This window comes from Nocardioides sp. Kera G14, assembly GCF_020715565.1.
GTDB lineage: Bacteria > Actinomycetota > Actinomycetes > Propionibacteriales > Nocardioidaceae > Nocardioides.
Map to the genome: position 1 here is coordinate 3082008 of NZ_CP085839.1, position 23517 is coordinate 3105524.

The window sequence follows — 23517 nt, forward strand, 5'->3', positions numbered from 1 at the left end:
TGCGGCGCCGCGGACAGTTCGGGCCGCGGAGCGGTCCGAACCATGGGCTCAGCGTGGTCGGCGTACGCTCGCCGCATGAGCCTCCTCGACGCCCAGATCTCCACCCTTGACGGCGAGCCGACCACCCTCGGCGCCCTGACCGGCGGCAAGCCCGCCCTCCTCGTCAACGTCGCCTCGAAGTGCGGCCTCACGCCGCAGTACGAAGGTCTCGAGCGGATCGCCGAGTCCACGCCCGGCCTGACCGTCATCGGCTTCCCGTGCAACCAGTTCATGGGCCAGGAGCCCGGCTCACCCGAGGAGATCCAGGAGTTCTGTTCGTCGACGTACGGCGTCACCTTCCCGCTCACGGAGAAGATCGAGGTCAACGGTGAGGGCCGACACGAGATCTACGGCGCACTGACCACCACGCCGGAGGCGAGCACCGGCGAGGCCGGCGACATCACCTGGAACTTCGAGAAGTTCCTGGTCGACGCCGAGGGGCAGGTCGTGAAGCGCTTCGGCCCCCGCACCGAGCCTGAGGCTCCCGAGGTGCTCGAGGCGATCAACTCCCTCGTGTGATCCGGACCACCGAACAACCGAATTGGATTGGTTGCCTTCGGCAACTACGGTTTGCAGGTGACCTCAGAGACGACAACGGCGGCGACCCCGCTCGACGCAGACGACAAGATCACCAAGGACATCCTGGTCATCGCTGGGGTCGTGGTGCTCGGCATGATCATGTCGATCCTCGACATCACGGTGGTCAACGTCGCGCTGCCGACGTTCCAGACCGAGCTGGCCAACGGCGGCAAGGAGATCGCGTACTCCACCGTGGCGTGGACCGTGACCGGTTACACGCTGGCGCTCGCGATGGTCATTCCGATCACCGGGTGGGCCGCCGACCGCTTCGGCACCAAGAAGCTCTTCATCGGCGCGGTCACCCTCTTCACGCTCGGGTCGGCGCTGTGCGCGACCGCGTGGAGCATCGAGTCGCTGATCGCGTTCCGCGTGCTGCAGGGCCTCGGTGGCGGCATGCTGATGCCGCTCGGCATGACCATCATGACCAAGGCGGCCGGCCCCCACCGGATGGGCAAGCTGATGGCGATCCTCGGTGTGCCGATGCTGCTCGGCCCGATCCTCGGCCCGATCCTCGGTGGCTGGCTGATCGACGCCGCCTCATGGCACTGGGTCTTCCTGATCAACCTGCCGCTGGGCGTCATCACGATCGTCTACGCCCTGTTCGCGCTCCCACGCGACAACGCCAACGGCACCGAGACCTTCGACTTCGTCGGCTTCCTGCTGATGTCCCCCGGTCTCGCGGCGTTCCTCTACGGCGTCTCGAAGATCCCGAGCACCGGCACCGCCGCCTCCGCTGAGGTGCTCATCCCCGCGCTGATCGGCCTCGCGTTGATCATCGGCTTCGTCTTCTGGTCCTTCCGTCCGCAGCACCCGCTGCTCGACCTGCGCCTCTTCCACGACCGTCAGTTCACGGTCTCGAACATCATCATGTTCCTCTTCGCCGGCGCCTTCTTCGGTGCGCTGCTGCTGGTGCCGACGTACTTCCAGACGGTGCGCGGCGAGTCGACCCTCGACGCCGGCCTGCTCGTGGCCCCGCAGGGCCTCGGCGCCATGCTCGTCATGCCGATCGCCGGCACGCTGGCCGACAAGATCCCGGTCGGCAAGATCGTGCCGTTCGGCTTCCTCGGCATCATCATCGGCTTCATCGGCCTGGCCTCCAGCACCTCGCCCGACACCCCGACGTGGCACATCTGCGCCTGGCTCTTCGTGACCGGTCTCGGCATGGGCGGCACGATGATGCCGATCTTCACGGCCGCGCTGCGCACGCTCACGCAGGTCGAGGTGGCCCGCGGATCGACGCTCCTCAACGTGATCCAGCAGATCGCCTCGTCCGTCGGCGTGGCGGTCATCTCGGTCGTGTTGACCAACAAGCTCAACGGCTCCGACGCCATCGCGACGGCCCCCGGCTCGCCGCAGGCCCTCTCCGACATGGGCGGCGCGTTCCAGACGAGCTACATCGTGGCGCTCATCGTCATCGTCGCGACCCTCATCCCGGTCGCGCTCCTTCCGCGGAAGAAGGAGGAGGGGCTCAACGCTCCTCAGCAGCCGACGATGATGCACTGACCGCCATCCCAGGGATGACTAGTTCTCGGAGGCGAGAGCGAGCGGCAGTACGACGGCGGCGCCCGCCTCCCGTATGGCGACTGCGACGCAGGTGAGCGTCCAGCCCGTCGACAGGCGGTCGTCGACGAGCAGAACCCTTGCGCCGCTAGGGATCTGGGCGTCGAGCGCTGCTCGCCGCATGACTGCCGCGACGCGGTGGGCGGAGTTGGTCGCACCTGCACCAGGGGGTACCGATGGGTCGCGCAGCGCCCACGTGCCGAGGATCGGCTTCTTGAGATAGCGCGAGAGCCCGTGGGTCAGGTCGGCGACGAGCTGCGGGTGGGAGAGCGACTCGACCATGACGATGCCGTCGACGTTGCCACCGGCGCTCGGGAGCCAGTCGCTCACCACCTCGACCATCGCACGGGCCAACGGCACGGGCACCGGTCCGTCGTCGGCCTTGAAGATCTCGCGCAGGGCGTTGCCGTGACCGAGGTCGGTGAGGCGCGCGATGACACGGCCCTCCTCAGCCCCCTCCGCGATCTTCCCCTTGAGCTCGATCCCGATCGCAGGCAGGCCCGACGGCCAGAGCTTCTTCGGCTCGATCGGAACACCGGGTCGGTGCAGGCGCTCATCGGCGGCCGCGACCGCCGCCTCGGACACCTGTGCCGACAGCGACAGACCGCCGCAGTTGTCACAGCGGCCGCAGTCCTCGGGCTTCGGATCATCCAGCTGCGAGCGGAGGTAGCGCATCCGGCATTCCGTGGTCGAGAGGTAGCCGAGCATCGCCTCCTCCTCGCGTCTCCGCGCATCCGTGACGCGCGCATAGCGCTCGGCGTCGTAGCTCCACGCCTCACCCGTGGCCGTCCAACCGCCTTGGACCCGTCGCACCGCACCATCGACATCGAGCACCTTGAGCATCGTCTCCAGGCGGGTGCGGGAGAGGTCGACGTACGGCTCGAGGGCCTGGGTGGAGAGCGGCTTCTCGCTCGCCGACAGGACGGAGAGGGTCTGACGGACCTGCTCCTCGCGCGGGAAGGCGAGGGAAGCGAAGTAGGCCCAGATGTCGCGGTCCTCGATGCCCGGCAGCAGGACGACCGAGGCGGTCCCGACGATGCCTCGGCCGGCACGGCCGACCTGCTGGTAGTAGGAGACCGGCGACGACGGTGCGCCGAGGTTGACCACGAAACCGAGTGGAGCGTCGTAGCCCATGCCGAGTGCCGAGGTCGCGACGAGCACCTTGATCCGGCCTGCGGCGAGCGCCTCCTCGAGCGCGTGCCGCTCGGTGGTCTCGGTGCGCCCGGAGTAGGCGGCCGCGTCGATGCCTCGCGAGCGTAGGTAGTCGGCAACCTCCTCGGTCGCCGCGACGGTCAGGCAGTAGACGATTCCCGAACCCTGCTGGGCGGCGACGTGGCCGGCGAGCCAGGCCAACCGCATCTCCGGTGTCTTCAGCCGTACGACGGCGAGCTGGAGTGACTCGCGGTCGAGCGATCCGCGCAGGACCAGGACGTCCGTGCCGAGCTGCTCCGCGACGTCGGCGGTGACGCGGGCGTTGGCCGTGGCGGTCGTCGCAAGGACCGGAACGCCGCTCGGGAGGTCATGCAGGAGCGTGCGGATGCGGCGGTAGTCGGGCCGGAAGTCGTGTCCCCAGTCGGAGATGCAGTGCGCCTCGTCGACGACGAGGAGCCCGCACTCGGCAGCGAGCCTCGGCAGCACCGCATCGCGGAACCCCGGGTTGTTGAGCCGCTCCGGGCTCACCAGCAGGACGTCGACCTCACGTGAGTGGATGGCCGCTTCGATCGAGGACCACTCGTCGATGTTGGTCGAGTTGATCGTCGCCGCCCGGATCCCGGCTCGCTCGGCGGCGGCGATCTGGTTGCGCATCAACGCGAGCAGCGGCGAGACGATCACCGTCGGTCCCGCTCCTGCCTCGCGCAGCAGGAGGGTCGCCACGAAGTAGACCGCCGACTTCCCCCAGCCGGTCTTCTGCACGACGAGGGTCCGCCGCCGCTCCTCCACCAGGGCGGAGATCGCCGACCACTGGTCGTCGCGCAGACGCGCGTCGTCGCGCCCGACGAGGGCGCGCAGGTGCGCTTCGGCGCGGTCGCGGAGGGCGGTGTCGGACATGGTCACGTGTCTACCAGTGCCTGTCGACACCGGCAGAACCGCCAGTGGGCCCACCCTCGTCGGGCCCCGCTGCTGGGACCGCGGACCCATGGTGAAGGCGCCGCGCGTCCCTACGGTCAGGCTGTGACCACCCACAGACTGTGCCGGACGCTCGGCAGTGTCGTCATCGCGGTCGCCGCACTCGCGCCGTCCGGGTGCGGCACCTCCGCACCGAGCACACGTGCGGCCGACACGGTCAGCCCAAGCTCACTGCTCGTCCACGTCGACGACCTCCCGACAGGCTGGCGGAGCAGCAGCTCACCCGGCACCGACTACCGCGTGACGGTCTGTGGGGTCGACCTCGAACCGCAGGCTCCCGAGGCGGTCACGAGTGTCCGCTTCGCACAGAGCGCTTTGGGACCGTTCCTCGAGGAGCACGTCCGCGTCTACGACTCGGGTCGCACCATCGAGGACGTCGCGGAGGAGCTCCGTGCCGCGCTGCGCTCCTGCTCGTCGTACGCCGCCCGCGGCTCGGACCCTGCGAGTCCGACCGCCCACTTCTCGGTCGAGCCGCTCACCGTGGCCGGTGCTCCGGAAGACAGCGTCGCCTGGCGGCAGCGGCCCGACGGCACCGTGCCGATCACAAGCGACCTGCTGCTCGTGCCCCACGGCGACGCCGCGGTCCTGCTGATGTCCTACGCGATCCGCGACACCCCCGACCCGGCCGTCCTCGCCCGCGCGGCTGCCGCTCTGCCCGCCGTGCAATGACCGTGCAGTGACAGTGCGATGAGGAGCAGTCGCGGGGCCTCGACCGCCGAGTACGTCGGCAGCACGATCATCGCCGCCGGCATCGCCCTCGCCGTCACGCTGACACCGGTCAGGCATGAGCTCGCCGACGGCATCCACCAGGCGGTCTGCTCGGTCCTGCAGCAGACCGCGTGCCGCACACCCGGCAGCGGCGAGACCCCGCTCGAGCAGGCGACCAGTGGTCGTTACGTCGCCCTCGGCGACAGCTACTCCTCGGGCGAGGGCGCGTGGGACTACGAGGAGGGCACGGACTTCGACGACCGCGACGACGCATGGCCGTTCGACGACGACAACGAGCTCCACAACCGCTGCCATCGCTCGCCCCATGCCTACAGTCAGGTGCTCGCAGCCACCAATGACTTCGAGGGCGGCACCACCTTCGTCGCCTGCTCCGGCTCGATTCTCGCCGACCTTGAGCAACCGAACCACAAGGAGACCGGCGAGGATCCGCAGAGCGATGCGCTCGGCGACGACGTCTCACTGATCACGATGACGATGGGCGGCAATGACCTGGGCTTCGCCGACGTGCTCAGGGACTGCATCCTCAACGGCGCCCGCGGTGTCGGACCCGACACCTGCCAGGCGAAGCACGACGCCCGCATCAAGGCGCTCCTCCCGGTGCTCGAGCAGCAGCTCATCGCGACCTATCGCGCGCTCCAGAAGAAGGCGCCGAACGCCCGCATCGTGATCGTCGGTTACCCACAACTCTTTGTCGACAACCCGACCGACGACTTCCATGACCTCCTCTACAAGGAGGACCAGGTCTGGATGAACCAGAAGGCCGCCGACCTCAATGCGATGCTGCGCGACGCCGCCAAGCAGGCCGGTGTGACCTTCGTCGACCCGACGGCCGCCTTCCACGGGCACGGCATCGGCAGCGCCGACCCGTGGATCAACGACCTTGACTTCGGTGGCCCGGGCATGATGATCGTCGACCCGAGCAGCTTCCATCCCAACGCCATGGGGCACCAGGCGATCGCCGACCTCGTCCAGCAGGCGATCGAGCACCCGCGCTAGGCGGGCGTCACCAGATGCGCACGCGCTCCGACGGGTCCAGCCAGAGGCCGTCGCCCTCGGTCGTCCCGTAGACCTCGTGGAACTCGTCGAGGTTGCGCACGATGTTGGCGCGGAACTCCGGCGGGCTGTGCGGGTCGATGGTGAGGTACTGCTGCTCCTGCTCCTTGCGGCGCTTGGTGCGCCAGCAGTAGGCCCAGTTCTGGAAGAGCCTCCGCCTCTCCTCCTTGGTCGCGTCCGGCTTGGCGATCAGGAAGGCGGTGTGGGCGATCGTGAGGCCGCCGAGGTCACCGACGTTCTCGCCGACCGTGAGGGCGCCGTTGACGTGCTCTCCCGGGAGGCTACGCGGCTCGAAGGCGTCGTACTGCGCGATGAGGGCCTTGGTCTTGGTCTCGAACGCCTCCTTGTCCGCAGGAGTCCACCAGTCGTTGAGGTTGCCCGCGCCGTCGAACTGCGCACCCTGGTCGTCGAATCCGTGGCCGATCTCGTGGCCGATGACGGCGCCGATGCCGCCGTAGTTCTCCTCCATCAACGCATCGGCGGAGAAGAACGGGCGCTGCAGGATTCCGGCCGGGAAACAGATCTCGTTGGTGCCGGGGTTGTAGTAGGCGTTGACCGTCTGCGGCAGCATGAACCACTCGTCGCGGTCGACCGGCTTGCCGATCTTGCCGAGCTGGCGGTCGGTCTCGAAGGCCGAGGTGGCGAAGACGTTGCTCAGCAGCTCGCCCGGGGTGATGACCAGCGCGGAGTAGTCGCGCCACTTGGTCGGATAACCGATCTTCGGCGTGAAGGTCTCGAGCTTGGCGTACGCCCGCTGCTTCGTCTCCTCGGTCATCCAGTCCAGCTTGGCGATCGAGGCGCGGTAGGCGGCGAGGAGGTTGGCGACGAGGTCGTCCATCAGCGCCTTGGAGGTGGGTGGGAAGTGCCGCTTCACGTACTCCTGGCCGACGGCCTCGCCAAGCGCGCCCTCGACCAGGGCGACGCCGCGCTTCCAACGGGCGCGCAGCTCGGGCGTGCCGGACAGGGTGCGGCCGTAGAAGCCGAAGTTCGTCTCGACGAAGTCGTCCGTGAGGTACGGCGCCGCCAACCGCAGCACGTGCGAGGTCAGCCACGTGCGCCAGTCCTCGATGCTCACCCCGTGCAGCACGCCCTCGAGGTGCTCGAAGAAGCTCGGCTGGCGGACGGTGACCTCGAAGAGCAGCTCCTCGGCCGTCGTGGACGCCGCCGACAGGTTGCGGACGTAGATCTCCCAGTCGAAGGACGGCGTCAGCGCCTGGACCTGGGCGTAGGTCCTCAGGTTGTAGGTCTTCTGCACGTCACGGGTCTCGGCGCGCTCCCAGTGGCCCTCGGCCAGCTTGGTGTCGATCGCGAGGATCGTGGCAGCCTTCTCCTCGGCTCGGTCGATCTCGGCCAGCGTCAGCAGGCGCGCCAGGTAGGCGACGTACGCCGTCCGGATGTCGGCGAACTTCTCGTCCGTGTAGTAGCTCTCGTCGGGGAGGCCGAGACCGCCCTGGAGCAGGTTGACGACGTAGCGGTCGGAGTTTCGGTCGTCGTTGTCGATGTAGGAGCCGAAGAGGCCGCGACCACCGAAGCGCTCGAACTCGCCGAGGAACGCCGCGAGCTCGCGCAGGTCGCTGATGCCGTCGACGCCGGAGAGTAGGGGCTGCAGGGGCGCCAGGCCGGCAGCGGCGATGGCCTCGGTGTCCATGAAGGAGGCGAAGAGGTCGCCGATCTTCTTGGCGTCGGTGCCGTCCGCGGCCGATCCGGCCGCGAGCTCCTCGATGATCTCCTTGACCTGCGCCTCGGCGTTGTCGGCCAGCTGTACGAAGGGGCCCCAGCTGGAGCGGTCCGAGGGGATCTCCTCGTCGCGCAGCCACGTGCCGTTGACGTAGCCGAAGAGGTCGTCCTGCGGGCGGATCGAGTCGTCCATGCCCGAGCGGGCGTCATCGAGAATGCTCACGCAGGCACTCTATAGAGAGCCGTCACCGCCGGCAGGCGTCAGCCGGGCTTCACGATCCGGTTCATCTCGAAGTGCATGGGATCCGTGTAGTGCCAGACGCCGCCCCACGTGAAGCCCCACTTCTCGAAGATCGCGACGACGGAGCGGTCCATCTGGCCGGCGGTGCCGCGGCCGTTCTCCGGGGCGTTGATGTCGATGGCCAGGCCGAAGGCGTGGTTGGAGATCGACGTCGTACCGGCGATGAAGCGGGGGTAGTAGCAGCCGGCGGTGGAGTGGATCTTGGAGGCGAGCCCCTGGGCGAGTACGTCGGCCAACGCAGCCTTGAGCTGGGGGAAGAGCGCGTTGTTGCAGGTGACCGCGCCGAGGATCGGCACCTGTTGAGTCGAGATGTGGCTCCGCACCCACTCGCTGGAGGGCGTGATGCGGCCGCCGCCCGCGACGCGGTAGGTGTAGCGGCCGACCGCCTGGGCGACGGTCCCCACCGGTACGGCGACCTGGACCGCATTGATGTCCAGACCCTGGCGCGCCACCACGTCGAGGCGCTGCACCGAGGCGTCACTGCCGATCAGTGCTTGGAGCGGCTTGACCACGCGGTCGGGGGCGACCGAGGTCGTGGTGACGAGCAGGACGTTCCCGCTGACCATGTCGAGGGACTTTCCCCAACGCTGGTTGACCACGGCGTCGACGGCACTGGTGATCTGCGGGGCCCACGCACCGACGTGGAGCTTCGGCGCGTTCTTCGTCGCGCCCAAGGTGACGTAGCCCTGGGCATCCGGCGCGACGGTGCTCTGCAAGCTGGTGTCCATTGCCACCTCGCCACCGGCGACCCGCTGCCACAGCGGCAGGTTGTCGGCCGTCTGGACGGGGGTGAAGTTGCGGTACGTCGCCGGGTCGACGGCCATCACGCGGAGCAGCCGGTCCTCGACGGAGATGTTCGCGAGCGAGACCTGCGCAACGCCACTGACACCCGTGGTGGCGCGGACCTTCTTGACGAGGGCCGCGCTGAGCGGGTCCGGGGAGACGACCAGCAGGTCGGCCGGGACCAGCGCGCCGGTGCGTGGGCCGGGTGGCGGCACGGCATGGGCGGGGTCGGCGACGACGGTCGCGTTCGGGGTCGCACTGACGCTGTCGCTGGCGGTTGTGCTCGCTGTGGCGGTTGCTGCCGACGTACGTGGGGAGGCCTTGGAGGCGGGGTCGCCGGAGCCGCACCCTGCCACCAACGTCGTCACGAGCAGGGCGCTGCCGAGCCATGCGGCCGCACGCCGCACCCCATGGAACATCTGCTCAACCTCCCCCGGTCACGGTACCTGTTACCCGTTAGGTTGGGGGCCATGACGACAGCGTTCGGCATCGACTTCGGCGGGACGGGTATCAAGGGTGCTCCTGTCGACCTGGCGGCGGGCAGGTTCGCGGCCGAGCGGGTCCGGATCAAGACCCCGGAGAAGTCCACGCCCACGAAGGTGGCCGACGTCTTCCTCGAGCTGCTCGACTCCTTCCCGAACCATGACGGTCCGATCGGCGTGACGGTCCCCGGCGTCGTACGGCATGGAGTGGTGTCGAGCGCCGCGAACATCGACGAGTCCTGGATCGGCTGCGATGCCGACAAGCTCTTCTCCGACAGGCTCGGCCGGCCGGTCCACGCGGTCAACGACGCCGACGCCGCCGGTCTCGCGGAGGTGCGCTTCGGAGCTGCCAAGGGCCGCAACGGCCTGGTCATCGTGACGACACTCGGCACCGGCATCGGCTCCGCCCTCGTGTACGACGGCGTGTTGCTGCCCAACACCGAGCTCGGCCACCTCGAGATCGACGGGCACGAGGCCGAGGCCCGCGCCTCGAACCGCGCCCGCGAGGAGAAGGAGCTGTCCTGGAAGGAGTGGGGCGAGCGGTTGACGACGTACTACCGGACGCTCGAGATGCTCTTCTCCCCCGACCTCTTCCTCGTCGGCGGAGGCGTCTCCAAGGACTGGGCCGAGTTCGGCGATCTGATCGACATCGAGACCGAGATCATCCCCGCCACGCTGCGCAACAAGGCCGGCGTGATCGGCGCAGCGCTGTATGCGAGCGAGCAAGCATGAGCGTGGCGCTTGCGTCGGTGCTCAAGGCGAGCGAGCGAGCACCCAGCCCGCAGGGCTGGGCTGCGAGCGCACTCGGTTGAGGCGCCTCGTCTCCGCGCTGGTCGCCTCAGCCCTGATCGGCTCCCTGTCGGGCTGCGGCAGCGACGAGCCGACGACGTACGTCGCCCTCGGCGACTCCTACACGGCGGCGCCGTACATCGGAACCCTCGACGGGAGCGACGGCTGCTTCCGGTCGACCAACGACTATCCCCATCTCCTCGCCAAGCAGGCGAAGCTCGTCCTGGATGACGTGAGCTGCTCGAGTGCCACAACCGAAGCAGTGACCTCCTCACAGCGCACGCCGCAGGGATCGGTGGAAGCCCCGCAGATCGATGCCATCGACAAGGACACCGACCTTGTCACGGTCGGGCTCGGTGCCAACGACTTCGACCTCTTCGGCCGCGTCGTCCTCACCTGTGTCCAGCTCTCAGCGAGCGACCCCTCCGGCAGTCCGTGCACCACGGTCGACGCGGCAGGGGGCGAGAACAGTGTGGCGAACCGCCTCGCCGACGTCGAGAAGCGGCTGGTCAGCCTCTTCCACACGATCCGGAAGGCTGCGCCCGACGCTCGGATCGTGGCCGTGGGCTACCCCCAGGTCGTTCCCACGCCCGAGCAGGGCGGGTGCAGTGAGCTGCCGATCGCCACCGGTGATCTCGGGTGGGCCTATGACCTCAACGTCGGCATCAATGCCGCCGTCCAGAAGGCTGCGGATGCGACCAAGGTCGACTTCGTGGACGTCCTCTCCGGGACGAAGGGGCACGACATCTGCGGCGACGACCCCTGGATCGCCGGTGCCACGGTGGCCCCCGGCCGGAAGGGGTTCGCCTACCACCCCTACACGGAGGAGCAGGAGTACGTCGCGAAGCTCCTCGAGGAGCTCGTCAGCGCAGGCTGAGCAGATGCCTTCCTGCTAGCGCAGGAAGGTGAAAAGCTCGGAGTCGTTGTCGATCTTCTCGATGATGAGCTGACTCGCGGCCATCCGCTCGAGCAGCGGGGCGAGGCGGTCCGCGGACTCAAGGTCGATGCCGACGAGCGCGGGGCCGGTCTCGCGGTTGGAACGCTTGATGTAGTCGAAGACGACGATGTCCTCACCGTCGGCGAGCACGTGGTCGAGGAAGCCGCGCAGGGCACCCGGCTCCTGCGGGAAGCTCACCAGGAAGTAATGGCGCAGGCCCTGGAAGACGATCGCGCGCTCGACGATGTCGGGGTACCGCGACACGTCGTTGTTGCCGCCGGACACGATGACGCCGACCCGCTTGCCGACGAGGTCGCCGACCTGCGCCATCGCCGCTGAGGCCAGCGCTCCGGCAGGCTCCGCGATGATCCCCTCCGTCTGGTAGAGGTCGAGCATCTCGACACAGATCGCACCGACCGGCACCTCGACGATCTCGTCGACGAGGTCCCGCGCCACCTCGTACGGCACGGCCCCGACGAGGCCGACCGAGGCACCGTCGACGAAGGTGTCGAGGTTGTCGAGCCTGACCGGACCGCCCGCACGCACGGCGGCCTTCATCGAGGCGGCGCCGACCGGCTCGGCGCCGATGATCCGGCACTCCGGCCACACCGACTTGACCCAGGTCGCGACACCGGCGAGCAGACCGCCGCCGCCGACCGGCACGATCAGCACGTCGAGCGGCCCGCCGGCGATCTCGGTGGCCTGGTCGGTGATCTCGACACCGACCGTGCCCTGGCCCGCGATCGTGCGGCCGTCGTCGAAGGCATGCACGTAGGTCGCGTCGATGTCGCGGGCGTAGGCGTGCGCAGCGGCCGACGCCTCGTCGTACGTCGACCCCACCATCGTCAGCGTGACGGCATCGCCGCCGAGGGCGAGGATCCGGTCCCGCTTCTGGCGCGGCGTGTTGGTCGGCACGAAGATGTGACCCTTGGTGCCGAGGCGAGCGCACGAGATCGCGACGCCCTGCGCATGGTTGCCGGCGCTCGCGCAGACGACGCCGCGCGCCAGCTCCTCCGGGGAGAGCTGGCTCATCAGCTGGAAGGCGCCGCGGACCTTGTAGGAGCGCCCCAGCTGCTGGTCCTCACGCTTGAGGAAGACCTCGGCACCCGAGCGCTCGCTGAGTCGCTCCGACCTCTCCAACGCAGTCCGCCGGGCGATGGTCTTCTCGGCGGCAGCGGCGATTCCGGCAGGGGTGACACTCACCCGAGCACCTTAGACTTCGCGTTCATGAGCACCGTCTCCACCCATGTCCTCGACGCCCAGCTGGGGCGTCCCGCGGCCGGCATGGGGCTCACGCTCACCCTGCCGAGCGGTGCCACGCTGGAGGGGAAGACCGACTCGGACGGGCGTCTTCGCTTCTCCGATGACGTCCCCGCCGGCACCCACAGCCTCGTCTTCGCCACCGGCGAGTGGTTCGAGGGGCAGGGGCGGGCGACCTTCTACCCCTCGATCACGGTGACCTTCACCGTCACCGCGGGCGAGCACCACCACGTCGCCCTGCTGCTCAGCCCGTTCTCCTACACGACCTACCGAGGCTCGTAACTCAGCGCGCCGTGTGCATGCATAACAGCGCTACTCTGTATGCATGGCCACTGTGCAGGTTCGGAACGTCGACGAGGCGGCGTACGAGGTCCTTCGTCAACGGGCAGCCGCATCCGGGCGCTCATTGCAGGAGTACCTGCGGCTGAGTCTGGAACGTCTTGCCGCAGAACCGACGATCAGCGAGTCCCTCGCCTCCGTGCGCGCCGACCTCCGCTGGAGCAAGCAGCCGTCGATGGACGACATCGTCGATCTGCAGCGCGCCGATCGCGACCGCTGATGCTTGTCCTGGACAACTCCGCGCTGATCGCACTCCTGGTCGGGTCACAGGCGACGAGCGGGGCTGTGGCCCGGCGCCTGTCCGCGGACCGCGTGGTGGCGCCTGAGCTGATCGATGCCGAGGCTCTCAGTGCACTACGGGGTCTGCGTCGAGGCCGCCAGATCACCGCGGCCCAGGCCGAGGCCGCCATCACCGGCCTCCGCACCCTCCCGATCGAGCGGGTTCCGCATCGTGATCTCATCACTGCGGCATGGCACCTGCGCGACCGGCTCTCGGCGTACGACGCCCTCTACGTCGCCCTTGCCGGCCGAATCGGTGTCCCCCTTCTCACCGGCGACCGCCGCCTCCGGGACGGCGCCGGGGATGCGTGCGAGGTCGAGTTGATCGGGTGAGACCGAGTCTCGAAAACCGCGAAAGCCCAATGGCATAAGGGGATTCCCCTCATATCCTCCTTGGTTCTGTCGGTGCTCGGGAGTAGGATCGGAGCATCCGGTCGTGAAGGAGGCCCAGTCCACAGGGTCGAAGCGATCGGTCAGCCGAGGAACACCCACCTTCGCTCATTCGAGCCGGCGAACGTTGAGAGACCACCTGCCTTCGGCAGGGGTCTGGTCCGTTTGCCGTGTTGCGAAGGAGGTTGCCCGATGGTCGTGCAGTACGTCGAACCGACCCATCCGATCGTCGCGGGCGCCCAGCAGATCCGCGAGATCCTCGGCGATCTTGCGGACGTGAACCCGCTGTTCATGTCACCGGGCGCGCAGGCCGAGGCGCTCCGAGAGATGGTCGCGGCCACGAACCAGCTCACCGAGCTCCGTGCCCGGGTCATGGCCGCCGCACCCCAGATCGCCGACCAGTCCGGCAAGAACGACACCGCAGCCTGGCTCGCCCACGAGACCCACCTCGGCCCCAGGGAAGCCAAAGCCCAGAAACGATTGGCTGAAGCACTCGAGGCATGGCCGGCCGTGGCGGCGGGGATGCGTGCCGGGGTGGTGAACCGGGAGCAGGCCGAGATCATCACCCGTGCGTTGAACGCCCTACCTGAGGACACCGAGCCTGCGCTGATCCCGAAGGCTGAGGCACACCTCGTCGACGAAGCGTCCCGGTGGAACCCCAACCAACTCCGCGTCCTGGCCCGTCAGGTGTTGGACGTGATCGACCCCGACGGCGCCGAGTCCCGCGAAGCCAAGAAGCTCGCCGCCGAGGAGAAGTCAGCGTTCCAGAAGACCCGGTTGAGCTTCGCCAAGAAGCACGATGGCACCACCAAGATCACCCTCGTCGTCCCCGACCTCACCGCCACCCGCCTCGCCCACCTGCTGCACGCCTTCACGTCTCCTCGCCACGACCCCGCCGACAAGCAGGCACTCGCGGACGCGGCCGGCGATGAGGCGGGTGAGAGGGTGTGGTGGAAGCTCCCGAACAACAAGAAGCTCGGCCACGCCTTCTGCGAACTGCTGGAGAACATCGACCCCGCCACGATGCCGCAACACGGCACCACCGGCACCGAACTCATCGTCACCATCCCGCTGGCCGACCTGCGTCGCGACCTTGCCGCCGCTACGGTGCTGGGCCCCACCGGTGTCGAGCGGATCACCGCCCACGAAGCCCGCCGCCTCGCGTGTGAGGCGGGGATCATCCCCGCCGTCCTCGACGGCAAGGGCCACGTCCTCGACCTCGGACGCACCGCACGCCTCGCGACCAAGGCACAGAAGAAGGCGTTGATGCTGATTCGGGCGACCTGTAGCGGCGAAGGCTGCGAGGTCCCAGCCTCAATGACCGAGGTTCACCACCTCAACGCCTGGTCACAAGGCGGAAAGACAGACCTGGCCGACCTCGACCTCTTCTGCAAAGCCGACCACCGCCGCATGCACGACCCCAACTACACCCACGAACGCCTCCCCAACGGCGACGTGAGGTTCACGCGCAGGACGTAGGAGCCAGTGCTCCACCCGACTATCAGGCCTTCACAGGCAGGGAGTTGAGGATGTCGGTGACCTTGTCCTTGGCGTCACCGAAGAGCATCTGGGCGTTCTCCCGGAAGAAGAGCGGGTTCTGGACGCCGGCGTAGCCGGACGCCATCGAGCGCTTGAAGACGATGACGTTCTTCGCCTCCCACACCCGCAGGACCGGCATGCCCGCGATGGGCGAGGACGGGTCCTCGGACGCGGCCGGGTTGACCGTGTCGTTGGCACCGATGACCAGAACCACGTCGGTGTCGGCGAGGTCGTCGTTGATCTCGTCCATCTCGAGGACGATGTCGTAGGGGACCTTGGCCTCGGCGAGCAGGACGTTCATGTGGCCGGGGAGACGACCGGCGACGGGGTGGATGCCGAACTTCACGTCGACGCCGGAGTCGCGCAGCTTGCGGGTGAGCTCGGCGACGCCGTACTGCGCCTGCGCGACGGCCATGCCGTAACCGGGGGTGATGACGACCGACGACGCGTTGGCCAGCAGTTCGGCGGCGCCGGCGGCGTCGATCTCGCGGTGCTCGCCGTAGTCGACGTCGTCGCCGGCGGACGCCTCGATGCCGAAGCCGCCTGCGATGACCGAGAGGAACGAACGGTTCATCGCCTGGCACATGATGTAGGAGAGGTAGGCACCGGAGGAGCCGACGAGCGCGCCCGTGACGATCAGCAGGTCGTTGTTGAGCAGGAAGCCGCTCGCAGCCGCGGCCCAGCCCGAGTAGGAGTTGAGCATCGACACCACGACCGGCATGTCGCCGCCGCCGATGGAGGCGACGAGGTGCCAGCCGAAGGCGAGCGCGACGAGCGTGACGACGGCGAGGATCCACAGGGCCGGGTCCGCGATGAACCAGATCGTCAGCACGACGAACGCCGCGAGGGCGCCGAGGTTGATCAGGTTCTTGCCCGGCAGGACCAGCGGCGAGGAGGAGATCCGCGCGGAGAGCTTCAGGTTGGCAACGATGGAGCCGGTGAAGGTGACGGCACCGATGAAGATGCCGATCACGACCTCGGCGTCGTGGATGTGCTCGAGCGAGGAGGAGGCGAAGAGCTGCGCCTCGGCGTCGCCACCGAACAGGTCGGCGATGTGACGGACCTCGAGGTAGCCGTTCCAACCGACGAGGACAGCCGCGAGGCCCACGAACGAGTGCAGCAGCGCGATCAGCTCGGGCATGCCCGTCATCTCGACGATGCGCGCGCGCCACAGGCCGATGACGGCTCCGATGATGATCGCGACGATCAGGATGACGACCGACAGGGTGCCGCCGCCGATCACGTTGTCGTCATCGGTCGCGTTGTCGATCACGAGAGCGACGGTGGCGATCACGGCCAGCGTCATGCCGGCGACGCCGAAAGCCCAACCCCGCTTGGCGGTCTCGTGCTTCGAGAGGCCGGCGAGGGACAGGATGAAGAGCAGTGCCGCCAGCAGGTACGCCGACGTGGCGGTGGTTTCGATAGACATCTCTCAGGCGCTCCTTCTCAGGCCTTCTGGAACATCGAGAGCATGCGACGCGTCACCGCGAAGCCACCGAAGATGTTGATCGAGGCCAGCAGCACAGCGAGGCCGGCGAGGATCTGGATGACGTGGTCGTTGCTGGCGACCTGGATGAGGGCGCCGACGACGATGACCCCGGAGATCGCGTTGGTCACCGACATCAGGGGCGTGTGCAGCGCGTGCGCGACATGCCCGATGACGTAGAAGCCGACGACGATCGCCAGCGTGAGCACAGTGAAGTGCTGCGGGATCGGGTCGGGCGCCGTGGCGTTGACGAAGAAGAACACGACGAGGCCGACGACGACGAGACCGAGCTTGGCCGCCGGGGTCAGCCTCGCGGGCTCGGGCTTCTCGACAGCCGGCTTGGCGGGCGGCGCCGCCACCGGAGCGGCCGAGACCTGCACGGGCGGCGGCGGCCAGAGGATCTCGGTGGCCCCACCGTTGTTGTGGGTGACCGTCAGGCCACGCTGCACGACGTCGTCGAGGTCCAGCGTGAGCACGCCGTCCTTCTCGGGAGTGACGAGCTTGAGCAGGTTGACGAGGTTGGTGCCGTAGAGCTGCGAGGCCTGGGTGGGAAGGCGTCCCGCGAGGTCGGTGTAGCCGATGATCGTCACACCGTTGTCGGTGGTGACGACCTCCCCCGGGCGGGAGCCCTCGACGTTGCCGCCCTGGGCGGCGGCCATGTCGACGAGCACGGAGCCCGGCTTCATCGAGGCGACGTCGGCGGCGGTGATGAGCCGCGGAGCCGGACGACCAGGGATGAGCGCGGTCGTGATGATGATGTCGACGTCGGCGGCCTGGTCGCTGTAGAGCTTCGCGGCAGCGGCGTTGTAGGCGTCGGAGGTGGCCTTGGCATAACCGTCGCTCGACTTCTCAGCGACCTCGTCCGGGACCACGACCGGAAGGTACTCACCACCCAGCGACTTGACCTGGTCGGCGACCTCGGGACGGGGGTCGGTGGCGCGGACGATCGCACCGAGCGACGAGGCCGCACCGATGGCCGCGAGCCCGGCCACACCGGCACCGGCGATGAGCACCTTGGCCGGCGGGACCTTGCCCGCGGCCGTGACCTGACCGGTGAAGAAGCGACCGAAGACGTGGGCTGCCTCGACGACCGCGCGGTAGCCCGCGATGTTCGCCATCGAGGAGAGCACGTCCATCGACTGGGCGCGCGAGATGCGCGGCACCGCGTCCATGGCCAGCGTCGTGACGCCCTGCGCACGGAGGGCCTCGAGCAGCTCGGCGTTCTGCGCGGGAGCGACGAGCGAGACGAGGTAGGACCCGGAGCGCAGCTGCGGCACCTGACCGAGGGTCGGCGCGTTGACCCGGAAGACGACGTCGGAGCCCCAGGCGTCCGCATCCGATCCGATGGTGGCGCCGGCGTCGGCGTACGCCTCGTCGCTGAAGGCGGAGAGTGCACCGGCTCCTGCCTCGACGACCACGTCGTATCCGAGGGCCAACAGCTGTTTCACGGTGGTCGGGGTGGCCGAGACTCGTGTCTCGCCCGCCCCTTCGCGGGTCACTCCGATACGCATGAGGGGGGAGCCTGCCAGTGATTCTGTGAGTCGGGAAGGGATCTCTTGACGACGAGACTCTTCGGGGCACATCGGAACGATCAAAGAGACGGACGTCACACCGCGACGTCCAGATAAAGTAGTCGCATGACCTCCGAGCCCCGCTGGCTGAGTCCGGCCGAGCTGGAGGGCTGGATGTCGCTGACCTACCTGATGTCGATGCTGCCGACGGTGCTCACCGACCAGCTCCAGCGCGAGAGCGATCTCTCCTTCACCGAGTACTACGTCCTCGCCGGCCTCTCCGACGCGCCCGAGCGCACGATGCGGATGAGCCGGCTGGCGCTCTTCGCCAACGCCGAGCTCTCCCGCCTCTCCCACATGGTCAAGCGCCTGGAGAACCGGGGACTCGTACGCCGTGAGCCGGACCCGACCGACGGCCGCTACACCAACGCCATCCTCACGGACGACGGCTTCGCACACCTGCAGAAGGCCGCACCCGCGCACGTGGCGCGGGTGCGGGAGCTGGTCTTCGACGCGCTGAGCCCCGAGGAGGTCAGCTCACTGCACGCGATCGCCGAGAAGATCAACCGGCGGATCAACCCCGAGGACTGCGCGGCACAGTAAGGACGAGCGCAGCAGCCAGGACGGCGGCAGCGGCACAGATCGCGAAGAGCCAGCGATAGCCCGCCAGCGTCGGGACCTCGGCGCCACTGAGGTCGAAGGCCATCGAGGCGAGCAGCGAGGACCCGACTGCGGTCGCGAGCGTCGAGCCCAGAGACCGGAAGAGGCTGTTGAGCCCGTTGGCTGCGGCGATCTCGTGCGGCGGGGTGTTGGTGTTGATCAGCGTCGGCATGGCGGCGTACCCGATGCCCGTGCCGAGGCCGATGATCGTCGAACCGACGATGACCTCCCAGAGGTGGTCGGTCAGGACGATGCGCTCGGCCCAGCCGACGGCGACGATGAGGGCGCCGAGGGCGAGGGTCTGCGGCGCACCGCGCAGGACGATGAGACGGGCCGCGACCGGTGCGAAGAGGAGCATCATCAGGCCCGACGGCAGCATCGTCAGGCCGGCGACGAACGCACCGGAGCCGAAGCCGTACGCCGTCTCCCCGGCCGGGAAGATGTCGGGATCCATCGAGACGAACGTCGCGGTGCCGATGAAGGACGCGAAGAGCGCGAAGCCGAAGCAGATCGAGGCCAGGTTGGTGAGCGCGATCGGCTTTCGGGCCAGCGCACGCAGGTCGACGAGCGGCTCCTTGGTGCGGAGCTCCACCGCGACGAGGATCGCGAAGAGCACGACGGCGGCGGCGAGCAGGAGCCACACCTTCGCCGAGCCCCAGCCCCACTCCGCGGACTGCTCGAGCGGGAGGATCAGGCAGACCAGGCCGCCGGTGATGAGGATCGTGCCGGGGACGTCGATCCGGCCACCCGTGTGCTGGTGGGACTCGGGCACGACGACCCAGATGCCGATCAGGGAGATGAGCGAGACCGCGGCACTGATCCACATCAGGATGTGCCAGTCCCAGTTCTGCGCGACCAGTCCGGCCAGCGGCAGTCCGAGCGCACCGCCGACGCCGAGCATCGCGGAGATCAGGGCGACGGCCGAGCCGACCTTCTCGCGCGGCATCAACGTCGCGAGCAGCGAGATGCCGAGCGGGATGATCGCCATGCCGAGGCCCTGGATCGCACGACCGGCGATCAGCACGCCGAGGCTGTCGCCTACAGCGTCGACGAGCGAGCCGATCGTCAGCAGGACGAGGCAGATCAGCAGCATCCGGCGCTTGCCGAACATGTCGCCGAGGCGGCCGAAGACGGGGACGGCCACGGCCGCCACGAGGAGCGTCGCGGTGAGCATCCAGGTGGCGTTGGCGCCGTACTTCCCGTTGAGCTCGGGAAGGACAGGGACGAGGATCGACTGGCTCAGCGAGACGACGAGGCCGGCGAGGGCCACGAAGAGCAGTTCGAGGTTGGCCTTCTTCGATGTCGTGTGGTCACGGATATCGGCGTCCTCGGGCTCGGCGCCGGGGCTCAGTTCAGTCTGATCACTCTGGGTCACCGGGGCATCCTGCCAAAGATGGTTGCATCCGGCAACTAATGGATCGGTGTCGCGGATCACATCCCGGCTGAGACCGGCAGAGTGTGGAATCCGCGCGGCTCTACCGTGGGACGGTGCCCGCGAAGCTCTTCCGACCGATCCTGCCGGGCGCGACCCTCCGAGGCAGGCTGATCGGCTGTGTGGGGATCCTCGTGAGCCTGATGCTGACCGCCCTGCTCAGCGACCTGGTCGCCGACAGCCACGGCGGGCTTCCGCTGCTCGTGGCTCCGATGGGAGCGGCCGCCGCACTGCTCTTCATCCTGCCGACCAGCCCGTTCTCCCAGCCCTGGGTCGTGATCTTCGGGAACACCATCTCAGCGACCGTCGGCCTCGTCGTCGCCGGCCTCATCGACAACACGATGGTCGCCGGAAGCTTGGCGGTCGTCCTCGCGATCATCGCCATGTCCTTCACCCGGAGCCTCCACCCTCCCGGCGCCTCGATGGCACTCGGCGCCGTCCTGGGCACTCCGCTGACCGAGCGGTGGCACTGGCTCTTCCCGCTCGTGCCCGTAGCACTCAACGCCTCGGTGCTGGTGCTCTTCGCACTCGCCTTCCACCGCCTGACCGGCGAGGTCTACCCGCACCCGCGCTCGACACCCGACACGGACGCGCCGGAGACGACGACCGACACTGCGGTGGTGATCAGCGAGGCCGACATCGATGCCGCCATCGCCGCCCACCACGAGACGCTCGACATCGACCGACGCGACCTCGTCGCGATCATTCGCGCGGCCCAGCGGGAGGCCGTCGCCCGCAGCGCTGGCTAACCCTGGAGGTCGCGTTCGAGTCGCTTGGCGGCCTCGGCCAGGGCGTCGACGTACGTCGGCAGCTGACTCTTGTCGTAACGCACCGACGGCATCGAGACGGAGATGCCGGCGATCGCATGCCGGTCCGTCCCGTGGATCGGGACACCGATCGCGACCACTCCGCGCTCGGAGCGGCCGACGTTGAGGGCGAAGCCACTCCGGCGGATCCGCGCGAGATCCGTCCGGAGCTGCGCGAGATCCGGACGCTCGTGCGGGTACGCGGGATCGACCGGCCCGCCGTACAGGGAGGCGAGCTCCTCAGGCTCCAGCTCGGCGAGCATGATCAGTCCGGCGGTCGTCTCGTGGGCGTTGAAGACCATGCCCTCGCGGTTGCCGACGCGTAGCGCCTGCGAGGACTCCACGGAGGCGATGAAGCGGACCGTGTCACCGGTGCGGACGGTGAGGTTGGCCGACTCCCCGACCCTGTCGACGAGCCACTGGAGGTGCGGCAGCGCTGCTGCCCTGAGCTTGGACGTGTCGGACTGGGAGTGCGAGGCGAGCTCCAGGAGGGGCCCCACCCTGTAGGCGCGGCTCTCGTCCTGCGTGGCGAAGTCGCGATAGACGAGCATCTGCAGCAGGCGATGTGCCGTCGAGGGAGCGACGCCGACCCGGTGTGCGACCTCGGTGACGGTGAGCGGCCCTTCGAGCTGCAACATCGCCGCGATCCGCAGCGCGTTGTCGACGCTGGTGATGGCGTAGGGCGGCGGGTTCTTCAGCGGGCGGTCGGCCATTCTGTCCTCCGGAACGGACTTTTCTGCGGGGTGTGACGTGGCACACGATAGACCCATGTCCGCCAACCCAGACAAGCGCAGCGCACCGTCGACAGAGACGGCCGTGAAACTGAAGGCTGTCGCCTCCCCCAGCCAGCCTGATGTCACCCCTGAGCTCGAGGCCCTCTACCAGGGCTTCGAGGCCGAGCTGCTCGTCCCGCTGTGGACCGAGATCGGCGACCTCATGCCCACCCACCCGCGGAGCAAGGCCGCGCCGCACCTGTGGAGGTGGGAGAACTTGATCCGCCTCGCCGCGCAGGCCGGGGACCTGGTGCCGGTCGGTCGCGGCGGCGAGCGCCGCGCGATCGCGCTGGCCAACCCCTCCCTGGGAGGACGGCCGTTCGCGACGCCGACCCTGTGGGCCGCGATCCAGTACCTGATGCCCGGCGAGGACGCCCCCGAGCACCGCCACACCCAGCACGCCTTCCGCTTCGTCGTCGAGGGCGAGGGTGTGTGGACGGTCGTCGGTGGCGACGCGGTGCCGATGCGCCGGGGCGACTTCCTGCCCCAGGCCGGCTGGAACTGGCACGCCCACCACAACGCCACCAAGCACCCGATGGCGTGGATCGACGGGCTCGACATCCCCTTCCAGTACACGTCCGAGGCGCAGTTCTTCGAGTTCGGTCGCGAGGAGATCTCCGACGCCGAGCGGATCACGCCCGAGCGCTCGCGCTCCGAGCAGCTCTGGGCGCACCCCGGTCTCCGGCCGGTGTCCGTCGGAGAGACCGCGCCAGGGTCGCCGCTCCTCTCCTACAAGTGGGAGTACACCGACGCCGCGCTGGCCGACCAGCTCGCACTGGACGCGGCCGGGTACGCCGGCGCGGTCGAGCCGGGCCACGCGGCCGTCCGCTACACCAACCCCGCCACCGCCGGCGACGTGCTGCCGACGATGCGCACCGAGTTCCACCGCGTCGCCTCCGGCTTCGAGACCACGCCGCTGCGCGAGACCGGCAGCAGCGTCTTCCAGGTCTTCGACGGCTCCGGCGTCGTGACCGTCGGGGGCAAGACGTGGAGCGTCACCCGCGGTGACCTCTTCGTCGTCCCCTCCTGGGAGCCGTGGAGCGTCAAGTCCGAGGCGGGCTCCTCCGACTCCGACTCCGCCGCCCTCGACCTCTTCCGTTTCTCCGACGCGCCGATCTTCGACGCGCTCGGCCTCACCCGCACCAGCAAGGACATCTGATTCATGAGCAAGCTCGCCACCATCCGTACGTCGACCGGCACCCGTGCCGTCAAGCTCGACGGTGACCAGCACATCGACCTCGGGTTCTCCGACCTGCGGGAGTACTTCGCCGCCGGCAGCCCCGCGCCCGCCGCTGACGCCCCCACCTACCCGGTCGCCGGCGCCGACTTCGCCCCGGTGACCCAGCCGAGCAAGGTCGTCTGTGTCGGCCACAACTACGCGAACCACATCAAGGAGATGGGTCGCGAGCTGCCGGAGTACCCGGTGCTCTTCCCGAAGTTCGCCGAGACGCTCCTGGGTGCGAACGACGACATCGTCTACCCCGTCGAGACCGAGGCGCTCGACTGGGAGGTCGAGATCTGCGTCGTGATCGGCAAGGAGGTGCGTCGCGCGACGGACGAGCAGGCCGCCGAAGCGATCGCCGGCTTCACCGTCATGAACGACATCTCCGTGCGCGACTGGCAGTTCCGCACCATCGAGTGGACCCAGGGCAAGATCTGGGAGGCGACCACGCCTGTCGGCCCGTACGTCGTCACCCCCGACGAGGTCGGTGGGGTCAAGCCCGCCCTCGAGGTGAAGACGGTCGTCAACGGCGAGGTCATGCAGAACGACAACACCGGCACCCTCGTCTTCGACCCGGTCTTCCTGGTGAAGTACATCTCCACGATGATCACGCTCAAGCCCGGTGACATCATCGCCGGCGGCACCCCGGCCGGTGTCGGTCAGGCCCGTGACCCGAAGGTCTTCCTCAAGGTCGGCGACAAGGTCGTCACCTCGATCGAGGGCCTCGGTGAGTGCGTCAACACGATCGTCGAGGGCTGAGGTCG

General features: G+C 68.6%; 22 protein-coding genes. 14 read left to right on the forward strand and 8 right to left on the reverse strand.

The annotated features are described in order from the left end of the window. Window positions 1-75: 75 nt before the first annotated feature. Together LH076_RS15085 and LH076_RS15090 are read left to right on the forward strand one after the other, a co-directional pair. Complete coding sequence (locus LH076_RS15085) at window positions 76-558, forward strand: glutathione peroxidase (RefSeq protein ID WP_227781575.1); 483 nt, start codon at window positions 76-78, stop codon at window positions 556-558. A 57-nt stretch (window positions 559-615) separates the two neighbouring features. Beyond that, on the forward strand, window positions 616-2121 hold the full coding sequence (locus LH076_RS15090; protein ID WP_227781576.1) for a DHA2 family efflux MFS transporter permease subunit: 1506 nt from the start codon (window positions 616-618) through the stop codon (window positions 2119-2121). Window positions 2122-2139: 18 nt separating this feature from the next. Here LH076_RS15090 and LH076_RS15095 read toward each other — a convergent pair whose 3' ends face one another. Then, window positions 2140-4227 carry a RecQ family ATP-dependent DNA helicase gene (locus LH076_RS15095; RefSeq protein ID WP_227781577.1) on the reverse strand — a complete coding sequence of 696 codons (2088 nt, stop codon included), beginning with the start codon at window positions 4225-4227 and terminating at the stop codon, window positions 2140-2142. A 123-nt stretch (window positions 4228-4350) separates the two neighbouring features. On the opposite strand from LH076_RS15095, the gene LH076_RS15100 reads away from it, so the two are divergent. Next, on the forward strand, window positions 4351-4974 hold the full coding sequence (locus LH076_RS15100) for a hypothetical protein (protein ID WP_227781578.1): 624 nt from the start codon (window positions 4351-4353) through the stop codon (window positions 4972-4974). Window positions 4975-4992: 18 nt separating this feature from the next. Next, complete coding sequence (locus tag LH076_RS15105; RefSeq protein WP_227781579.1) at window positions 4993-6030, forward strand: SGNH/GDSL hydrolase family protein; 1038 nt, start codon at window positions 4993-4995, stop codon at window positions 6028-6030. Between the two features lie 7 nt (window positions 6031-6037). On the opposite strand, the gene LH076_RS15110 is transcribed toward LH076_RS15105, so the two are convergent. Both LH076_RS15110 and LH076_RS15115 read right to left on the reverse strand, forming a co-directional pair. Continuing rightward, window positions 6038-7987 (reverse strand): M13 family metallopeptidase, encoded by a 1950-nt coding sequence (locus LH076_RS15110; protein ID WP_321573716.1) that lies wholly within the window; start codon window positions 7985-7987, stop codon window positions 6038-6040. Window positions 7988-8025: 38 nt separating this feature from the next. After that, a complete protein-coding gene (locus LH076_RS15115) occupies window positions 8026-9267 on the reverse strand; it encodes a M15 family metallopeptidase (protein ID WP_227781580.1) in 1242 nt (413 codons plus the stop codon). Between the two features lie 51 nt (window positions 9268-9318). Here LH076_RS15115 and ppgK point away from each other — a divergent pair, with 51 nt between their 5' ends. Together ppgK and LH076_RS15125 are read left to right on the forward strand one after the other, a co-directional pair. Further along, window positions 9319-10062, forward strand: coding sequence for a polyphosphate--glucose phosphotransferase (gene ppgK / locus LH076_RS15120; protein WP_227781581.1), 744 nt, complete (start codon window positions 9319-9321; stop codon window positions 10060-10062). 76 nt (window positions 10063-10138) lie between these two features. Next, window positions 10139-10996: an SGNH/GDSL hydrolase family protein gene (locus LH076_RS15125; RefSeq protein ID WP_227781582.1), complete on the forward strand. Its 858-nt coding sequence runs from the start codon at window positions 10139-10141 to the stop codon at window positions 10994-10996. Between the two features lie 15 nt (window positions 10997-11011). Here the strand turns inward: LH076_RS15125 and ilvA are convergent, their stop codons facing one another. Next, window positions 11012-12259: a threonine ammonia-lyase IlvA gene (ilvA, locus tag LH076_RS15130; RefSeq protein WP_227781583.1), complete on the reverse strand. Its 1248-nt coding sequence runs from the start codon at window positions 12257-12259 to the stop codon at window positions 11012-11014. Window positions 12260-12283: 24 nt separating this feature from the next. Between ilvA and uraH the strand changes: the two genes are divergently transcribed. From uraH to LH076_RS15150, 4 genes are all read left to right on the forward strand, one after another. Beyond that, window positions 12284-12598, forward strand: a complete 315-nt coding sequence (uraH, locus tag LH076_RS15135) for a hydroxyisourate hydrolase (RefSeq protein WP_227781584.1) — start codon at window positions 12284-12286, stop codon at window positions 12596-12598. Window positions 12599-12641: 43 nt separating this feature from the next. Continuing rightward, window positions 12642-12875 (forward strand): FitA-like ribbon-helix-helix domain-containing protein, encoded by a 234-nt coding sequence (locus LH076_RS15140; protein WP_227781585.1) that lies wholly within the window; start codon window positions 12642-12644, stop codon window positions 12873-12875. Next, a complete protein-coding gene (locus LH076_RS15145; protein ID WP_227781586.1) occupies window positions 12875-13267 on the forward strand; it encodes a type II toxin-antitoxin system VapC family toxin in 393 nt (130 codons plus the stop codon). Before LH076_RS15140 ends, LH076_RS15145 begins: the two co-directional genes overlap by 1 nt. A gap of 249 nt (window positions 13268-13516) precedes the next feature. After that, window positions 13517-14803: an HNH endonuclease signature motif containing protein gene (locus tag LH076_RS15150; RefSeq protein ID WP_227781587.1), complete on the forward strand. Its 1287-nt coding sequence runs from the start codon at window positions 13517-13519 to the stop codon at window positions 14801-14803. A 22-nt stretch (window positions 14804-14825) separates the two neighbouring features. Here the strand turns inward: LH076_RS15150 and pntB are convergent, their stop codons facing one another. Together pntB and LH076_RS15160 are read right to left on the reverse strand one after the other, a co-directional pair. Further along, window positions 14826-16292 (reverse strand): Re/Si-specific NAD(P)(+) transhydrogenase subunit beta, encoded by a 1467-nt coding sequence (gene pntB / locus LH076_RS15155; RefSeq protein WP_227781588.1) that lies wholly within the window; start codon window positions 16290-16292, stop codon window positions 14826-14828. Between the two features lie 17 nt (window positions 16293-16309). Next, complete coding sequence (locus LH076_RS15160; RefSeq protein ID WP_227781589.1) at window positions 16310-17860, reverse strand: Re/Si-specific NAD(P)(+) transhydrogenase subunit alpha; 1551 nt, start codon at window positions 17858-17860, stop codon at window positions 16310-16312. A 126-nt stretch (window positions 17861-17986) separates the two neighbouring features. Here LH076_RS15160 and LH076_RS15165 point away from each other — a divergent pair, with 126 nt between their 5' ends. Beyond that, the gene (locus LH076_RS15165) at window positions 17987-18463 is read left to right on the forward strand and encodes a MarR family winged helix-turn-helix transcriptional regulator (protein ID WP_227781590.1); all 477 of its coding nucleotides are present in this window, start codon (window positions 17987-17989) and stop codon (window positions 18461-18463) included. Here the strand turns inward: LH076_RS15165 and LH076_RS15170 are convergent. Next, complete coding sequence (locus LH076_RS15170) at window positions 18435-19895, reverse strand: MFS transporter (protein ID WP_227781591.1); 1461 nt, start codon at window positions 19893-19895, stop codon at window positions 18435-18437. The two genes, LH076_RS15165 and LH076_RS15170, sit on opposite strands and share 29 nt — an antisense overlap. A gap of 113 nt (window positions 19896-20008) precedes the next feature. Between LH076_RS15170 and LH076_RS15175 the strand changes: the two genes are divergently transcribed. Next, the gene (locus LH076_RS15175; RefSeq protein ID WP_227781592.1) at window positions 20009-20701 is read left to right on the forward strand and encodes an HPP family protein; all 693 of its coding nucleotides are present in this window, start codon (window positions 20009-20011) and stop codon (window positions 20699-20701) included. On the opposite strand, the gene LH076_RS15180 is transcribed toward LH076_RS15175, so the two are convergent. Continuing rightward, complete coding sequence (locus LH076_RS15180; RefSeq protein ID WP_227781593.1) at window positions 20698-21471, reverse strand: IclR family transcriptional regulator; 774 nt, start codon at window positions 21469-21471, stop codon at window positions 20698-20700. The genes LH076_RS15175 and LH076_RS15180 overlap by 4 nt on opposite strands. A gap of 55 nt (window positions 21472-21526) precedes the next feature. Between LH076_RS15180 and LH076_RS15185 the strand changes: the two genes are divergently transcribed. Continuing rightward, a complete protein-coding gene (locus tag LH076_RS15185) occupies window positions 21527-22690 on the forward strand; it encodes a cupin domain-containing protein (protein ID WP_227781594.1) in 1164 nt (387 codons plus the stop codon). Window positions 22691-22693: 3 nt separating this feature from the next. Then, entirely contained in the window at window positions 22694-23512 is an 819-nt protein-coding gene (locus LH076_RS15190) for a fumarylacetoacetate hydrolase family protein (RefSeq protein WP_227781595.1), read from the forward strand. The last annotated feature ends 5 nt before the right edge of the window (window positions 23513-23517 follow it).

Coding starts and splice junctions, on each gene's coding strand:
- LH076_RS15085 (WP_227781575.1), top strand. CDS start 76: ATGAGCCTCCTCGACGCCCAGATCTCCACCCTTGACGGCGAGCCGACC.
- LH076_RS15095 (WP_227781577.1), bottom strand. CDS start 4,227: ATGTCCGACACCGCCCTCCGCGACCGCGCCGAAGCGCACCTGCGCGCC.
- LH076_RS15105 (WP_227781579.1), top strand. CDS start 4,993: ATGAGGAGCAGTCGCGGGGCCTCGACCGCCGAGTACGTCGGCAGCACG.
- LH076_RS15115 (WP_227781580.1), bottom strand. CDS start 9,267: ATGTTCCATGGGGTGCGGCGTGCGGCCGCATGGCTCGGCAGCGCCCTG.
- ppgK (WP_227781581.1), top strand. CDS start 9,319: ATGACGACAGCGTTCGGCATCGACTTCGGCGGGACGGGTATCAAGGGT.
- uraH (WP_227781584.1), top strand. CDS start 12,284: ATGAGCACCGTCTCCACCCATGTCCTCGACGCCCAGCTGGGGCGTCCC.
- LH076_RS15140 (WP_227781585.1), top strand. CDS start 12,642: ATGGCCACTGTGCAGGTTCGGAACGTCGACGAGGCGGCGTACGAGGTC.
- LH076_RS15145 (WP_227781586.1), top strand. CDS start 12,875: ATGCTTGTCCTGGACAACTCCGCGCTGATCGCACTCCTGGTCGGGTCA.
- LH076_RS15150 (WP_227781587.1), top strand. CDS start 13,517: ATGGTCGTGCAGTACGTCGAACCGACCCATCCGATCGTCGCGGGCGCC.
- pntB (WP_227781588.1), bottom strand. CDS start 16,292: ATGTCTATCGAAACCACCGCCACGTCGGCGTACCTGCTGGCGGCACTG.
- LH076_RS15160 (WP_227781589.1), bottom strand. CDS start 17,860: ATGCGTATCGGAGTGACCCGCGAAGGGGCGGGCGAGACACGAGTCTCG.
- LH076_RS15165 (WP_227781590.1), top strand. CDS start 17,987: ATGACCTCCGAGCCCCGCTGGCTGAGTCCGGCCGAGCTGGAGGGCTGG.
- LH076_RS15180 (WP_227781593.1), bottom strand. CDS start 21,471: ATGGCCGACCGCCCGCTGAAGAACCCGCCGCCCTACGCCATCACCAGC.
- LH076_RS15185 (WP_227781594.1), top strand. CDS start 21,527: ATGTCCGCCAACCCAGACAAGCGCAGCGCACCGTCGACAGAGACGGCC.
- LH076_RS15190 (WP_227781595.1), top strand. CDS start 22,694: ATGAGCAAGCTCGCCACCATCCGTACGTCGACCGGCACCCGTGCCGTC.